A 14,868-nucleotide genomic window follows, 5' to 3' on the forward strand; every position below is an offset into this window, starting at 1 on the left:
CTCACTTGAAATCAATTCCTGCGCCCGAATATCTGCGCAACCGACAACAGGACGACCGACAGCACGATCAGACAGGTCGAGATGGCGGCGATCGTCGGGTCGATCTGGTCGCGCAGCGCGTTGAACATGCGGCGCGTCAATGTGGTCGTATCGCCGCCCGATATGAACAGCGAAACCACCACTTCGTCGAAGGAGGTGATGAAGGCGAACAGCGCGCCCGAGACGATCGAGAAGCGGATCTGCGGCATGGTCACCTGCCAGAACGCGGCGACGCGGCCGGCGCCCAGGCTGCGCGCCACGCGCTCCTGGTTCATGTCATAGGAGCGCAAGCCCGACAGCACCGTCAGCACCACCAGCGGCAAGGCCTGCACGGTGTGCGCGATGACCAGGCCGGTCAGCGTGTTGTTGAGCCCGATCCGCGCATAGAGGAAGAAGGTGCCGATACCGATCAGGATCACCGGAACGATCAGCGACGCTGTCAGCAGCGCGTTGATGGTGCCGTTGAGGCGCAGCGTGCCCCGGTTGATCGCATAGGCGGCGGCGGTGCCGAGTGGCGTCGCCACCAATGTCGTCATGATCGCCACCTTGACCGAGACGATCGTCGCGTCGCGCCACTCCAGCGACTGGAAATAGGTCTGGTACCAGCGCAGCGACCATTGCTGCGGGGGGAATTGCAGCAGCGTCGAATCCGAAAACGACATGATGACGATGATGATCGACGGCGCGATCAGGAACAACAGCACGAGGCCGCCGAGGGCGTAGAGCCATAGGCGTTGGCGGTGCGAGATCGGCAGGCCGATATCCTCGCTCATCGCGAACTCCATACGCCGGTGGCACGCGCGCCGAGCAGCCATTGGAACAGCCCGAGAAGCGCCAGCGTGACCACCAGCAGCACCACGCCGAGGGCCGCGCCAGCTCCCCAGTTGGAGTAGAGGCTGGTGGTCTGTTCCATGCGCATTGCCCACATGATCACCTTGCCGCCGCCCATCAGCGCCGGGGTGACGAAGAACCCAAGGCAAAGCACGAAGACGATGACCACGCCCGACGCAAGGCCGGGCAGCGACAGCGGAAAGAAGATCTGCCGGAAGGTCGCGACCGGGCCGGCGCCAAGGTTCATCCCGGCGCGCAGGCAATCGCCGTCTATGGTCTTCATCGAGGCGTAGAGCGGCAGCACCAGGAATGGCAGCAAGATGTGCGTCATGCCGATGACGACACCCGACAGATTGTTGGCGAGCGACAGCGGTTGGCTGATCACGCCGAGGTCGATCAGCCAGCTGTTGATCAGGCCCTTGCGCTGCAGGATCACCAGCCAGGCATAGGTGCGCACCAGGACCGAGGTCCAGAACGGCAGGATGACGAAGATCAGGCAGATCGACGCCGCCCGGCGCGGCAGTTGCGACAGCATGTAGGCCAGCGGATAGCCGAGCAGGACGCAGGCGCCGGTGACGATGAAGGCGACCTTGAAGGTGGTGACGAAGGTCTTGATGTAGGAGGCCTGCTCGAAGAACCGCGCATAATTGGCGACGCTGAGGACGCCGGCCTCGTCGAACAGCGACAACCAGAACAACCAGCCGATCGGCACGATGATGATGGCAAAGACCAGGAACAGGCTTGGCGACAGCAGCGCCAGCAACCGCAGCGACTCGCGCCGCGCGTCGGCGCGCAGCGACTGCGCATTCAGATCGCTGGCAGATGCGTGGAAGGCGGATTGCGCGCTCATCAGTCTGATGCCACCAGGATCGTGTCCTGCGCGTCGAGGCCGAGGCTGATCGGCTGGCCGGGAGCCGGCATTCTGGCCAGCACGTCGCTGCGGCAATAGTCGCGCAGCGTCAGCTGGCGGCCGTCGCGCAGCGCCGCGTAGCAGACGAAGCTGTCGCCCTGGTAGATGATGTCACCGACTGTCGCATTGATCACATTGACGCCGCTTTGCGGCTCGGCATTTGCCAGCAGCCGCAACTTTTCCGGCCGCACCACCATCAGGTGTTGGCCCGATGCCGGCGCCGGCGCCGCGGTATGGATTCTCCTGTCCTCGTACCAGACCGAACCGTTGCGGCATTCGACGGGAATGAAGTTCGATTCGCCGATGAAGCCGGCTACAAACCGCGTCTGCGGCGTGGCGTAGAGGGTTTCCGGTCTGTCGAGCTGTTCGATGCGCCCGCCATTCATCACCGCGATGCGGTCCGACATGGTGATGGCTTCGCGCTGGTCATGCGTGACATAGACGGTGGTCATGCCAAGCCGGCGATGCAGGCTGCGCAGCTCGATCTGCATATGTTCGCGCAGGCCCTTGTCGAGCGCCGACAAGGGTTCGTCCATCAGCACGATGCGCGGCTCGAAGACGATGGCGCGCGCCAGCGCCACGCGCTGGCGCTGGCCGCCGGAGAGCTGGTTGACCCGGCGCTCGCCGAGGCCCTGCAGCTTGACCAGATCCAGCGCCTTCTCGACGCGCTCGGCCGTCTCGGTGCTGGCGACGCCGCGTTGCTTCAGCGGAAAGGCGATGTTGTGGAAGACGTTCATATGCGGAAACAGCGCGTAGTTCTGGAACACCATGCCGATGTTGCGCTTGTGCGGCGGCGTGGTGATGATCTCGTCGTCGCCGACCTTGATGCTGCCGGCATTGGCGCGCACAAAGCCGGCCAGGATCATCAGCAGCGTCGTCTTGCCGGATCCGGAAGGCCCCAGCAGCGTCAGGAACTCGCCGGCTTCGACATCGAGGTTGAGGTCGCGCAGCACCGCTACGCTGCCAAATCGTTTCTCGATCCGGCGCATGCTGATCGGCAGCGCGGATGGCGCAATGGACAAGATCATCGTCTCCTGAACTGAGGCGGCAGAGGCAGGGCGAGCGGTTGCGCCGCCCTGCCGTGGTTTGGGTTCTGGCCAGAGCCTATTGCTGGACCAGATTGTTGAACTTTTCCGTCGCCTCGACCAGCGTGTCGCGCCAGAATTCGGCGTCCTGCAATACCTGCTTCTTGACGTTTTCGGGCGCCGAATTGATGTCCTTGATCCTCTCCGGCGGGATCTTGCCCGTCTCGAAGGCCTTTTCGTTCACCGGCCCGTTGTCGACATAGAGCGGCAGATTGGCCTGCAATTGCGGGCTGACGAACATCGCCAGCGCCTTCATGGCTGCGTCCTTGTTCTTGGCGCCCTTCGGGATGACCATGCAGTCGGCGGTCAGGACACCCTGGTCGAACGAGAAGCTGACCGGCGCGCCTTCCTTCTTCAAGGTCCCGGCGCGGCCGTTCCAGATGCTCGCCATGTCGACTTCGCCGTCCTTGACCAACTGCATGGCCTGGGCGCCGGAGGTCCACCAGGCATCGACATGGCCCCGGATCTTGTCGACGGATTTCAGCGCGCCGTCGATATCGACCGGATAGACCTTGTCGATCGGAATGCCCTCGGCCAGTGCCGCCACGCTCAGCGTCTCCGTCGCCTGGCTGCCGCTCAGCGCGCGCCGTCCCGGAAACTTCTCGACATTCCAGAAGTCGGCCCAGGTCTTCGGGCCCTTGTCGCCGAAGACATCGGTCCGGTAGATGAGCACGACCGAGGTGTAGGAAATGCCGACCCAGTCGTCATGGACCAGCTTCGGGTTGATGCCGCTTTTGTCGATGATGCCGTAGTCGAGTTTTTCGAACAGGCCTTCCTTCGAGCCGCGTGCGCATTCGTCGGCGCCAAGCTCGGTGATGTCCCATTTGACGGCATTGCCGGACACCTGCAGCCGCACGTCGTCGAGGCCGTTGGTGGTGTCTTCCTTGATGGTGATGCCGAGCGCATCGGCGGTCGGCTTGAAGAACGCCTTGGTCTGCGCCTCCTGGTAGGTGCCGCCCCATGAGGCGACGGTGATGGTATCGCCCGCCACGGCGGGGGCTGCGAGCGACGCCATGAGGGCGGCAACCGCGACAACGCTAACATTTCTGGTCATGTTCATTTTCGGCTCTCCAACCGGTGTTCCCATTGTTTTTGATTTCGCATGCTATCTTGTATACAATTTTGAGTGTAGCTTAGCGATCGGTGATGTCAACACCGTCCGGCGCGATCGAATTCAGGCGTGTCGAGCAGGGCAAAGATGGAAAGAGACGGCCTCGCTGGGGCGTGGCAAATTACGCCGACTGCGACTACAGCTGTGCGTGTCCCGGCTGAAAGACCGGAGAACTGGGGACGAAACCTTGGCCAAGGAAACCAAAAATACGCTGCGCGACTCGGTCTATTCCTCGCTCAAGGCGATGATCGTGACCGGCCAGATTCCACCGGGCTCGCGCGTCACCGAAAGCGACATCGCCGCGAAGCTGAATGTCAGCCGCACGCCGGTGCGCGAGGCCTTCAACCGCCTCGAACGCGATGGCCTGGTCACCGGCAGGCCGCGCCAGGGCTATGTCGTCACCGAGTTCGACATCAGCATGTTCCGCGAGGCCTTCGAGATCCGCGAATTGCTCGACGGACATGCGACCGAGCTGGCCGCGGCCGTGGCGACGGAGCAAGACAAGGCGCGGTTGCGCGCCATTCTGACTGAGTGCGAGCGGCTGGCCGCCATACCGGATCGCACCACCAGGGAAAAATTCCAGGAGCTCGAGGCCGGCATCGACCTGCATCGCGTCATCGCGCAGATCAGCGGCAATGTCATGCTGCACGGCATGCTGTGCGGCATCCTCGACAAGTGCCAGCACTATGTCTGGACGGAGCTCTTGTGGCTGGACGAATGGAAGATCGCCCGCGACGAGCATGCCGAAATCGTCGACGCCATCTGCGCCGGCGATGCCAGCCGCGCCGGCACGCTGGCGCGCGCCCATGTGCGGGGATCGCGCGACAATGTGCTGCGCCTGCTGCAGGCCAAATCGGACTACCAGAGTTTCCTCGCCAAGGCGTCTTGAACACGCCGGCTAATGGGATGAAGCGCGTGGCAGGCCTTCATTGGCACGCCCGAAGAAGTTCGAACACCTTAGCGACCGGCGCCTATCATGGGCTGAGTTCTATGCGCTGCGGCAGAACCTGCGGCCGGCCAACGATAACGGGCGGAGGGGTACAGCCGGCGAGGCCGGCTGCATTCGGCCGCTGGAATGACATGACAGCCAGTCGCGTCCTGGTTTTCCAAATAGGTACGAGATGCCAGTGGCTCCTGCTTAGCGACGAATATGGATCCGGCTGGCGTCCCCGCCGATCGAAGTGGACCGCTAGGCCTTCGTTGACTGCTGCTAATACAGCGCACCGCTCAAGCTGATCGTCCGACAGCTCGCAATCAGGGACTTTATCTCGCACTGACTGAACTGCCGAAAACGTCGAGATGATGCGTCCGGGAGCAGAGGAGTCGATATATCCGGCGATAGCGTCAGTGACGTCATCGGGAACAAGAAAGTTGAATTGGCGCGACGTGGTGGAAGCTACGATCCGATTTAGCATTTCGCCTGCTGAAAGCCCCAACGGATACTATCCGCTGTGGATGGTATATCAGCAAGAACTAATGGGCATCGATCGGGTGTTATGCACCGAATTCTAATTGAACCTGTCGGAAGGACACGCTGCCTCGTTTCGTTCCAGCGAAGCGCCTTTGGCCCTTCAGCCTTTGCGTTCCTGCAGGCTGTTGCCGCCATCGACCACCAGCAGCGCGCCGTTGACGTAGCTGGCGCCTTCCGATGCCAGGAACACGACCGCTGCGGCCACTTCATCCGGCCGGCCGGCCCGCGCCGGCGGCGTATGCAGGGCCGCCATCCGCTCCGTCTCGCTCGACGAACCCGTTTCGATCCAGCCGGGGGCCACGGCGTTGGCGGTGATACCGCTCTTCGCCACTTCGAGCGCCAGCGTGCGGGTCAGGCCGACCATTCCGGCCTTGGCGGCGGAATAAGCGGCGGTGCCTTCGAAGGACACCAGCGGCCCGGTGACCGACGCCACGTTGACGATACGCCCATAGCCCGCTTCGACCATCGCCGGCAGAAATGCACGGGTGACCAGAAACGCTGTCTTCAGGCTGACGTCGATCCCTTGGTCCCAGTCGGCCTCGGTCAGGGAGAGGAACGCCTTGTCGACCGAGGGCGATGCCAGCGAGCCCATGCCGGCATTGTTGACCAGGATGTCGATGGTGCCGGCGCTTGCCCGCAGCCGCTCGACATCGGCGGCGACAGTGAGATCGGCGACCACGGCAGTGGCATCGATGCCCTCGGCACGAAGCTCGGCGGCGCGATCGAGCACACGCGCGCTGGCGCCAGTGAGGACAACGGCATGGCCGGCATGGCTGAGCTGCCGGGCAATGGCAAAGCCGATGCCGTCGGACGCACCGGCCCCGGTGATCAGCGCACGCTTGATGTTGGCAGGGGACTTGGTCAAATCAGGCTCCGATGGTCGCAATCAAAGCACCATAGTCGATGAATTGATTTGGCGCGCCGGATCAGATGAAACTGGTACTGCTGTGTTATTTGGCGCCTATCAGTTCTAATAGGCTCGGCCATTGCACAGAATGTTGGCGCACCAGTCGCCGGCCGCTGCGCGAACGGCAGATTCGAACCGGAGGCTCAAATGTCAGTTGTCGAGGAAGAAGCTTCGCCCGCGGTCCCCTCACATCTAGAGGAAATCAAGTCGGTTTTCGACCTGCGCTTGGGCAGGCATGTTACCTTGCAAGGCAGTGCCAGGATAACGCCTGCAGGCGTGATCAGCGCCGGCATCGCGGTCGCCGTGATGACGCTGGCGATGGGTTATCTTGCCTCGTCGACCAGGCGTCGCAGGCAATAGGCGAGAGCCAGATGACCCGCCGGACGAAACGAAAATGGGCGCCGCTATGTCATTGCGGCGCCTGTTGGCTTCTGAGATCGCCACTCGGAGTGTAGGCCCGCTTGGCGCCATGAGCCGATGCTTGGCACCGAGGCGATGAACATCTCAATGGGGGTCGGAAGCGACTGCCAGCTTTCAGGCTGGGCAAAACAGCAGCCCCTTGCGTCCAGCGTAGTGCGGACCGCTTTGCGCCGATTCTGTTGAAAGAGTCCGACGCACCGCAAAGTCGGCGCCGCGGGGCGGGCCTCTCGTCAGGACGCAGCATTAGGTGTACCATTTTGCCCCTGTTGCGTCCGGGGCCGGATGATGATCGTCCCTCCATTGAACCGGAAACTGCTGGCGATCCTGGCAGCGGACATGGTCGGCTATTCAAAGGCGATCGAGATCGACGAAGCTGGCACCATCGGACGCCTGAGGGCTATCCGGGCCGATGTGACCGATAAGGCGATCGCTCTGCACCAGGGTCGAATTGTCAAGCTGTTAGGAGATGGCGCACTTGTCGTCTTCGACAGCGTGGTCGATGCGGTGATCTGCGCAGCCGAAATTCAGAAAGCAGTGGCCGTTCGCAATGGTGGATTGCCGGAGCATGAGCGGATTGTGTTCCGCATCGGGATAAATCTTGGCGATGTGGCACTGGTGGATGGCGATGTGTATGGCGACGGCGTCAACGTGGCAGCTCGGCTGGAGCAGCTGGCCGAGCCGGGCGGCGTGATGGTGTCGGGCACGGCATACGATCATCTTCAGGGCAAACTCGACTGGCCGCTCGATTTCGCCGGCGAGCAGCAGGTCAAGAACATCAGCCGCCCAGTGCGGATGTACCGGCTGAGACTCGACGGCAAACGGGCGCGCCGCCCGCTTCTCGGAATGATGCCGCGCTGGACCAGGACGGCTGCGGCGGCCGTCGTGGTGCTGGCTCTGGCGGGTGGAGCGACCTGGTGGTTCTTTCACCCCGCGCCACTGGGGGCCAAGCCGTCGGTCGCGGTGCTGCCCTTCAATAATTATGGCGACGACGAGATCACCGGTCGTTTGGCGGATGGGTTGACTGAGGATATCATCACCGACCTCGCACGGTTTCCCGAACTTGAGGTCGTGGCCCGGAATTCGACGGAAGTTTACAAAGGCAAGCCGGTGGATGCCCGGCAGGTCGCAAGTGCGCTCCATGTCGGCTTCGTGCTGGAAGGCTCTATCCAGCGGCAAAATGGGCGGGTGCGGGTTACCGCGCAGTTGATCGATGCACAAACCGGCAACCATCTTTGGTCGGATCGTTGGGACCGGCCCGCTGAGGACGTGTTCGCCGTCCAGACCGAGATTGCAGAGCAAGTCACCAACCGTCTCGGCAACGGCGTGGGGCTGATTCAGGGAGCGGGGCGGGCTGCAGCGAAGCGTAAACGGCCGGACAACTTGACTGTCTATGATGACTATCTGCTCGGAACCGAAAGGATTGAAAAGATTACCGTAGCGGATGAGGAGGAGGCTATCAGGCTGCTCAACCTCGCTGTCGAGCTGGACCCCGGGTTCGCCCGCGCCTGGGTGGAACTTTATCATGCTCATAAAATATTGGCTGGCTTCGGTATCAATCCCGAGAGCGAGATCAAGGCGGCTGCCGATGTAGCCGAACGCGCGGTGCGGCTCGATCCTAGCGACGCCGAGGCGCACGCCGTTTTTGGCATGAGCCTCAAAGAAAGGGGCGACAACGCCCGCGCCAAGGTCGAGCTGGACACGGCCCTCCGCCTCGCTCCGGGTTCGGCCGAAATCCTGACATTCTATTCCGGCTATGCGGCAGGCTTCGACGAACCCGAACGCGGCGCTCAGTTGGTCGACCAAGTTATACGGCTCGACCCGAATTACCCGATGTGGGCAACTAGTTTCTACTCCACGGCCTATTTTATGGCTGGCCGCTATGAGGACGCCGTGAAGATGCTGGAGCGCAAGACGCCCGATAACCACGGCAAAGGGGATTGGGTGGTGCGCAGCAGCTCCCTCGCGGCACTGGGTCGAACCGATGAGGCGAATGCTTCGGTCAGGGAAACCCTCAAACGGTATCCGGACCTGACCGTCGAGGGCCTGGTCAATGAATTCAGCTCGGGCAAGAGGGAACGCGCTCGTTTCATCGAGACAATGCCGCTCGCCGGCTTCCCGCTTTGCGCCAAGCCCGAGGGGCTGGCAAAGCTCGCCAAACCAGTGCGACTACCGGAATGCGAGACGGGGGAGGCGCAGCCTCTCGGGCAGCCATAGAACAGCTCGGCTTGAGCGCTGACCGCGCGGTGAAATGAGCATCTCTACAGTGAAAGCCGGCTCGGCAAGTGAAGTCTGGCCAGTGGCGGCTATTCCTGCCCCAGTTGCCCGCTCCAGAACGGACCCTCGTCGAGCCAGTATTGGCGGGCACAGCCGAACTGGCGCGAGGCGACAGATTGGCGCTTGGCGACAAATGCCAGTGCGAAGAGACTCCGGGGCGAGCGGTTCGCTTTCACACCAGGCAGGATCGAGTAACCCTGATCGACCAGTTGCAATTTCAGCTCGCTGAGATGCCTTTTGAAGCCGTTCTCGATTTGGCTCCGAGGGTAGCGCCATCCGTTCCTGCACGCTCGGATCAGAATGTCGGAATACAATTCGGCACTAACGGCTCTCACAGCATCTTCGGAAATCAGCTTGCCGCCAGATTGCGTGCCTTCGGACAAGCACGGTCCAACCGACAGAGGCAGCACCAGCATTGCGGCAAAGATAGATGACTTTGTCATGGACACCTCCTGCTTCCTGAATGGATCGGGATTCTGCGACCCGACCAAACCCCGTCGACAGGAAAGCCTAGAATTGGTGGCGGTCGGATGGCATCATGCAAATGCAGTGTTTTCGAGATCGCATCTGTAGTATTTTGCCGTGCCGGGTCGGCCACAACTCGTAGCGGATCGGAGACTTGAAGCGATGCTTCGCGCCGTGAGCAATCCTCTGACCAGTCTGTCGGACCGGGAGCGGGTGGTCGCTGCAAAATTCGCCGAGGGGATGACCTACCGTGAAATCGGCGAGACGCTCTTCATAGCGCCGACTACCGTTCGGACCCATCTGTCGGCCATATACCGGAAACTCGATATTCGCAGCAAAGTTGCGCTTGCAACCTTGCTTGCCGACCAACGCGAGCAAGACACGGGCCAGGCATCATCCGGTGGCCTTTCGGTAGAGGCCTCTGGGCCAACAGTCGTTGCGGTTCTCCCTTTCGACAATCTGAGCGCGGACGAGCGATGGAACCGCTTGGCCGATGGCTTGTCGGCGGACATCATGGTCGACCTCGCTCGCTACCCCGACCTTGCGGTCATCGCCCGCCAGACCATGCTCTCGTACAAGGGACGGCGCGATGACGTGCTATCCATCGGGCGGGAACTGAATGCGGATTATCTACTTGAGGGGACCTTGCAGGCGGCAGCGCAGCAGCTGCGGATCTGCGTCCAACTCGTCGACGCGCGCACTGGAGTCGATTTGTGGACGGCCCGCTATGATCGATCAGCGGAAGACCTGTTTGCGATGCAGGACATGGTCACCGAAAACGTCGTCAACGTCCTTGCTAGCTGTTGCGGCAAGCTCGCAAAACTTCGACGCGATGTTGTCCGCCGAAAACACCCCGCCAGCCTACGTGCCTATGACTACTATCTGCTCGGCGTCGAGCAGCACAATTTGTACACGCACGCTTCGAATGCGGAAGCGGTGCGGCTTCTGACGCGTGCCATCGAGCTCGACCCTGGACTTGCCAGAGCCTGGACAGTACTGGGGCTGGCGCATGCCGTCGCCGCCATCAATGCGTTTACCAACGACCCTTCCGCCGCAAAGGAGCAATGGAAACTGTGCCTCGAACGAGCTTTGGCGCTCGACGCGGGTGATACCCATGCACGCATATGTCTAGCCGAGCTTCGAGCCTTGCAGGGCGATCTCGATGCCACAGCAAGAGAACATGATCTTGCCTTGGCGACCGCCCCGCACGATGCCGATACCCTCGCCCTGCTTGCCGGAGGAAAGGCGTTCGTGACAGGCGACCCGCAGGAAGGATATGAACTGGCGAAGCGTGCGATCCGTCTCAATCCGTATGTTTCCTGGTACTATAGCATGCTTGGCCGATCGAGCTTCGTTGTAGGTCTCCACAGGGAGTGGCTGACCGCGTTCAGCCAAGCACCGCCGGACTCGCCTGCAACGCTGCTGTTCCAGGCCATGGCGCACGCCATGCTCGGTGAAACCCCTCAGGCAATAAAGATTGCCAACCGGTTGGCGAGAGAATTTCCAAACACTTCGGCCGAAGGGTTTATCGGCTCCTATCCAGTCGCCAATCCTCCCGCTATTGCCGCGATCCGGGAGGGTGCCCGCCGCGCGGGGCTGGCAAGCTTCAATTGAGATACCATTGCGGAGACCTCGGCGAGACCAGGCGAATCCTAGCCACAATGTTGATTGCCTATGGTGCCGTAGAGGCTGTCGGCTACGCGCAGGCGCAAAATCCGCTCACAATCATCGCACCAGTCTCCGGTCAGACTGCCGATGGGACGCTCACCTTTTCCGGGACGGCTTTCGTCAACAGCATTACACGGCGCGGAACTATTAGCGGACAGACCAATACCGGGGTCGAATGCCGAGGGACGGCTATCGTCAATCTTACGTTCTCGCATGGAGAAGGGACGATCGTTTGCGGGCAACTCTCATCCCGGTTCGTGTTCTCGTTGACCAGCCGACAACCCGTAGCTGGCACAGGAGCGGGAACCCTTTCCGACGGGCGCAAGGTGATGTTGAGAATAGGACAATGACCACAGATCGACCGCCCTTTTGTCAAGAAGTGGCGAGCTGAAACATTGATGTAGGTGGGTTGACTATTACACTCTTGCCAAGGCCGACGGAATCCGAGCCGATCGATGACCTCGCACGCGCAAACGGAAGCCCCCGGGCCCGGTTGTAGCGGATCACGGGAGGGCAAGGCTTTCTCACGGCGCACGTGGCCTTCAGGCGTTCGACCCAGTGGCCGAACAGCGTGGTCGCGTCGACTGCGGACCATCGCACATATGGATTGGAAAGACTGGAACTGAGCCGCAAGCAGACTGTCCACTCCCAAATGGCAACCTCTCGAAAGCAGTCGTCGCGCCTGTGATCAAGCCAAAACTCGACGACAGTTCGAACCTCTCCGGGCGCACCTACGCCATTGTGCGACAGGGTATCCGGCGGGCTCCCCGGAGCCGCCGATTGTACGCCGCGAACGGCCGGTTTCTGGTCTGGCACCAACTTCTGAAACCAACCCATAGCGGAAGTTGAACATCAACCGCGAATAGCCCTACGTCTTTTCGAGCGGATGGCTTAGGCTCGTCGCATGGGACTATTGACCTTCAGCATAAACGTCACCCTGGACGGCTGCGTCGATCATGAGGAGGGAATCGCTGACGACGAGACGCACGCGTTCTTCACCCGCCTTATGGACGAGGGCGGGGCGATGCTGTGGGGCCGCATCACCTACGAGATGATGGAGAGCTACTGGCCGGCGGTGGCTCGCGGCGACGTGGAGGCGCCGCCGGCGATACGCGAGTGGGCGGTCAAGCTGGACGCCAAACCGAAGTATGTGGTGTCGTCGACGCGAACGGACTTCCCGTGGGCCAACAGCCACCACATCGCCGACGACCTGCGAACAGGCGTACAGAGGCTCAAGGACGCGACTCCGGCCGGCGTGCTCCTTGGTAGCGGCAAACTCGCAACCGAGCTGGACCGGCTGGATCTGATCGACGAATATCAGCTCCTCGTCCATCCCAGGATCGCCGGCCACGGCCCGACCCTGTACCAGGGCGGGCTGCCCGGTGCGCGACGGCTCGAGCTGGTCTCGGCGAAGCCGCTCCGCAACGGCGCGGTCGCTATGCACTATCGGCGCGAGCGCTGACGCCGAGCAGCCTCAACGCGCCCAACTCGGGGCTTGCGTGTCGCTGGAACGCCGCCGATTAACAGTCGGCTTTGGTCGCCTGGCGGCCTGGATGAGAACAGATGCACCCAAGCGCCGGGCCGTCTGTAGCGGAGACCTCGGCTGGCTGCCCGTACCGGCGGGGTGACGATTCTGCGCGCCATTTGCGAACAAACTGGACACTCCTGCCGGAGCCGCCCCGCCGCCCATCGCCAGACCTTCCAGTAGCCAGCTTGGTCGAGGTCAATCGGCGACTTCTGCTTCCAGGACGTCCCCTTGCCTTCGGCCACCGTCAGACCGGCGAGCTGCTCGATAACGGCCAGGCGATAGGCCATGATGTCGATGGAACAGCTTCGAAAACGCGGCCGGGGTCTCGTAGCCGACACGGGTCGCAATCCTTGCAATCCCCTCGTCGCTTGTTTCGAGCAGAAACGCAGCCTCCGACATCCGGCGTGCGATCAGATAACGGTACATGGACTGGCCGACGAGGTTGGTGAAGCGAGCTGAAAACGCCGAGCGACCGAGCCCCACGCGCTGCCCTAGGTCGCCAAGGGTCCAGGGTTGATCCGGTCGTTCGTGAATCAACTGAAGCGCCGGTCCTATGTGCGGGTCCGCCATCGCCCCCAGCCACCCGCCTTCTCCTGAATCGAGAGACTTGATCCAGCTTCGCAACACCTCAACGAAGAGCACTTCTGTCAGTCGTGAGAGTGCGACGCCTTGGCCGGGACGCGCCAGCGCCGACTCGCTCACCATGCGTTGCAGAATCGCCTCGAGCCATCCGCCGTCGTCCGTCGGCTTCAGGAGAAGCAGGGGCGGAAGTAATTCTAACACGCTGCCGCGCGAGGGCCGCTCCACAGTGAAATTGCCACAGATCATCGTCGAGAGAGGCTGCGCGTTGCCTCCATGACGAACGACGCCAAGACGTCCGGGCAGTCGACCGAGATCCGGAATCGGTAACGGCTTCGTCCGGCGGTCCGAATAAATCACGTGAGGCTCGCCGCGTGTGACGACGACAAAGTCGCCCGCGGTCATGTGGAGTTCTCGTCCCTCATCAAGCTCGAGGGTAGCTGAGCCACGACTGAGATAATGGAACAGGGCGTAGGGGCGCGCTGGCAATGCCAGATTCCATGGATGGCCGAGCTCGAAGTGAAAGAGCAGAGTTCCACCGAGGCGAATGCGATCGAGCACTTGGGCGAGGATGTCCATCCTCCCGATGTTAATACGACGGACGGTCAGACACAATATTCGGACGATTGATGCCTAACGTCCGAATGCTCCACGTAGTACCTGATCTCAAGTCGAGCCAACAGGTCGCGCGGCAAACCATTACGCAAACGGCAGATGGGAGAACCGCGACTTTTGCCGACACGCCTGCCCCGGACCCGCGTCGTCCGTCATCTCAACAGGAGCAATCAATGCGAAATCTTCTACTCTCGGTCGCCACGGTCCTCATGGCCGGAGCAACACTTGCTGTCCCCGCCCAATCAGCTCAACTGCCCAAGGGGGCGGCTCACAATATCGTGCTCGTCCATGGCGCTTTCGTCGACCAGACGAGCTGGAAGCCGGTTGCCGATATCCTGACGAAGAAGGGCTACAACGTAACGCTCGTCGAAAACCCGCTCACATCCCTCGCAGCGGACGTCGATGCCACCAAACAGGCACTCGCGAAACAGAACGGCAAGACCGTTCTCGTTGGCCACTCTTGGGGCGGTGTGGTCATCACCCAAGCAGGCGACGATCCAAACGTCTCGGCGCTCGTCTACGTCTCCGCATTCGCGCCCGACGTGGGGGAATCTCTGGCGAGCTTATCCAAGAGCGGTCCAGCAACCGAAGGCGCCGCGGCGATCCATCCCGACGAAAAGGGCAACCTCTACATCGATCCCAAAGTGTTTCCTTCGGCAGTCGCGGCTGACCTTCCTCCGGAGATCGCCGAATCCTTGGCAAACCATCAGCTCCCGTTGAACCACACGGCGTTCGAGGCTCCCGTCGATAAGGCAGCTTGGCGCGACAAGCCGACGTTCTATGTGATCAGCACGAAGGACAAGGTCATCGCACCCGAGGTCCAGAAGATTTTCGCCAACAGGATGAAGGCCCAGACGACGGAGGTCGCCGGCAGCCATGCCTCCCTCGTCGTCCACGCGAAGGAAGTCGCCGCCGTGATTGAAAAGGCCGCACTCGTGAAGTGACGATACCGCTCCCGGCACTTT

At 61.8% G+C, this 14,868-nt stretch carries 14 protein-coding genes; 7 read left to right on the top strand and 7 right to left on the bottom strand.

Features of this window, described 5'->3' with window-relative positions; genetic code table 11:
- Positions 1-11 precede the first annotated feature (11 nt).
- The 4 genes from AC1DZU_RS01210 to AC1DZU_RS01225 form a co-directional block, all read right to left on the bottom strand.
- Positions 12-812: an ABC transporter permease gene (locus AC1DZU_RS01210; RefSeq protein ID WP_477280994.1), complete on the bottom strand. Its 801-nt coding sequence runs from the start codon at positions 810-812 to the stop codon at positions 12-14.
- Positions 809-1,720, bottom strand: a complete 912-nt coding sequence (locus AC1DZU_RS01215) for an ABC transporter permease (protein ID WP_477280996.1) — start codon at positions 1,718-1,720, stop codon at positions 809-811. Before AC1DZU_RS01215 ends, AC1DZU_RS01210 begins: the two co-directional genes overlap by 4 nt.
- Entirely contained in the window at positions 1,720-2,802 is a 1,083-nt protein-coding gene (locus AC1DZU_RS01220) for an ABC transporter ATP-binding protein (protein ID WP_477282179.1), read from the bottom strand. Before AC1DZU_RS01220 ends, AC1DZU_RS01215 begins: the two co-directional genes overlap by 1 nt.
- Before the next feature lie 82 nt (positions 2,803-2,884).
- Positions 2,885-3,925: an ABC transporter substrate-binding protein gene (locus AC1DZU_RS01225; RefSeq protein ID WP_477280998.1), complete on the bottom strand. Its 1,041-nt coding sequence runs from the start codon at positions 3,923-3,925 to the stop codon at positions 2,885-2,887.
- A 238-nt stretch (positions 3,926-4,163) separates the two neighbouring features.
- Between AC1DZU_RS01225 and AC1DZU_RS01230 the strand changes: the two genes are divergently transcribed.
- The gene (locus tag AC1DZU_RS01230) at positions 4,164-4,865 is read left to right on the top strand and encodes a GntR family transcriptional regulator (protein WP_095083584.1); all 702 of its coding nucleotides are present in this window, start codon (positions 4,164-4,166) and stop codon (positions 4,863-4,865) included.
- A gap of 682 nt (positions 4,866-5,547) precedes the next feature.
- Here the strand turns inward: AC1DZU_RS01230 and AC1DZU_RS01235 are convergent.
- Positions 5,548-6,312, bottom strand: coding sequence for an SDR family NAD(P)-dependent oxidoreductase (locus tag AC1DZU_RS01235; RefSeq protein ID WP_477281001.1), 765 nt, complete (start codon positions 6,310-6,312; stop codon positions 5,548-5,550).
- 189 nt (positions 6,313-6,501) lie between these two features.
- Between AC1DZU_RS01235 and AC1DZU_RS01240 the strand changes: the two genes are divergently transcribed.
- Positions 6,502-6,714: a hypothetical protein gene (locus AC1DZU_RS01240; RefSeq protein WP_477281003.1), complete on the top strand. Its 213-nt coding sequence runs from the start codon at positions 6,502-6,504 to the stop codon at positions 6,712-6,714.
- 345 nt (positions 6,715-7,059) lie between these two features.
- A complete protein-coding gene (locus AC1DZU_RS01245) occupies positions 7,060-8,988 on the top strand; it encodes an adenylate/guanylate cyclase domain-containing protein (RefSeq protein ID WP_477282181.1) in 1,929 nt (642 codons plus the stop codon).
- A gap of 89 nt (positions 8,989-9,077) precedes the next feature.
- Here AC1DZU_RS01245 and AC1DZU_RS01250 read toward each other — a convergent pair whose 3' ends face one another.
- Positions 9,078-9,491: a hypothetical protein gene (locus AC1DZU_RS01250; RefSeq protein ID WP_477281005.1), complete on the bottom strand. Its 414-nt coding sequence runs from the start codon at positions 9,489-9,491 to the stop codon at positions 9,078-9,080.
- A gap of 184 nt (positions 9,492-9,675) precedes the next feature.
- On the opposite strand from AC1DZU_RS01250, the gene AC1DZU_RS01255 reads away from it, so the two are divergent.
- The 3 genes from AC1DZU_RS01255 (at position 9,676) to AC1DZU_RS01265 (ending at position 12,643) form a co-directional block, all read left to right on the top strand.
- The gene (locus tag AC1DZU_RS01255; protein ID WP_477281007.1) at positions 9,676-11,127 is read left to right on the top strand and encodes a LuxR C-terminal-related transcriptional regulator; all 1,452 of its coding nucleotides are present in this window, start codon (positions 9,676-9,678) and stop codon (positions 11,125-11,127) included.
- 47 nt (positions 11,128-11,174) lie between these two features.
- Positions 11,175-11,531 (top strand): hypothetical protein, encoded by a 357-nt coding sequence (locus AC1DZU_RS01260; RefSeq protein ID WP_477281009.1) that lies wholly within the window; start codon positions 11,175-11,177, stop codon positions 11,529-11,531.
- A gap of 554 nt (positions 11,532-12,085) precedes the next feature.
- Complete coding sequence (locus tag AC1DZU_RS01265; RefSeq protein ID WP_477281011.1) at positions 12,086-12,643, top strand: dihydrofolate reductase family protein; 558 nt, start codon at positions 12,086-12,088, stop codon at positions 12,641-12,643.
- 261 nt (positions 12,644-12,904) lie between these two features.
- Here AC1DZU_RS01265 and AC1DZU_RS01270 read toward each other — a convergent pair whose 3' ends face one another.
- Entirely contained in the window at positions 12,905-13,867 is a 963-nt protein-coding gene (locus AC1DZU_RS01270; RefSeq protein WP_477281013.1) for a cupin domain-containing protein, read from the bottom strand.
- Positions 13,868-14,076: 209 nt separating this feature from the next.
- Here AC1DZU_RS01270 and AC1DZU_RS01275 point away from each other — a divergent pair, with 209 nt between their 5' ends.
- The gene (locus AC1DZU_RS01275) at positions 14,077-14,847 is read left to right on the top strand and encodes an alpha/beta hydrolase (RefSeq protein ID WP_477281015.1); all 771 of its coding nucleotides are present in this window, start codon (positions 14,077-14,079) and stop codon (positions 14,845-14,847) included.
- Positions 14,848-14,868 lie beyond the last annotated feature (21 nt).

It is taken from the genome of Mesorhizobium sp. P2_A12, assembly GCF_056405075.1.

Bases quoted from the DNA above. Each gene is read 5' to 3' on its own strand.
- AC1DZU_RS01275 (WP_477281015.1), top strand. From the start codon at position 14,077: ATGCGAAATCTTCTACTCTCGGTCGCCACGGTCCTCATGGCCGGAGCA.
- AC1DZU_RS01245 (WP_477282181.1), top strand. From the start codon at position 7,060: ATGATCGTCCCTCCATTGAACCGGAAACTGCTGGCGATCCTGGCAGCG.
- AC1DZU_RS01240 (WP_477281003.1), top strand. From the start codon at position 6,502: ATGTCAGTTGTCGAGGAAGAAGCTTCGCCCGCGGTCCCCTCACATCTA.
- AC1DZU_RS01270 (WP_477281013.1), bottom strand. From the start codon at position 13,867: ATGGACATCCTCGCCCAAGTGCTCGATCGCATTCGCCTCGGTGGAACT.
- AC1DZU_RS01215 (WP_477280996.1), bottom strand. From the start codon at position 1,720: ATGAGCGCGCAATCCGCCTTCCACGCATCTGCCAGCGATCTGAATGCG.
- AC1DZU_RS01265 (WP_477281011.1), top strand. From the start codon at position 12,086: ATGGGACTATTGACCTTCAGCATAAACGTCACCCTGGACGGCTGCGTC.
- AC1DZU_RS01210 (WP_477280994.1), bottom strand. From the start codon at position 812: ATGAGCGAGGATATCGGCCTGCCGATCTCGCACCGCCAACGCCTATGG.
- AC1DZU_RS01260 (WP_477281009.1), top strand. From the start codon at position 11,175: ATGTTGATTGCCTATGGTGCCGTAGAGGCTGTCGGCTACGCGCAGGCG.
- AC1DZU_RS01255 (WP_477281007.1), top strand. From the start codon at position 9,676: ATGCTTCGCGCCGTGAGCAATCCTCTGACCAGTCTGTCGGACCGGGAG.
- AC1DZU_RS01250 (WP_477281005.1), bottom strand. From the start codon at position 9,491: ATGACAAAGTCATCTATCTTTGCCGCAATGCTGGTGCTGCCTCTGTCG.
- AC1DZU_RS01225 (WP_477280998.1), bottom strand. From the start codon at position 3,925: ATGAACATGACCAGAAATGTTAGCGTTGTCGCGGTTGCCGCCCTCATG.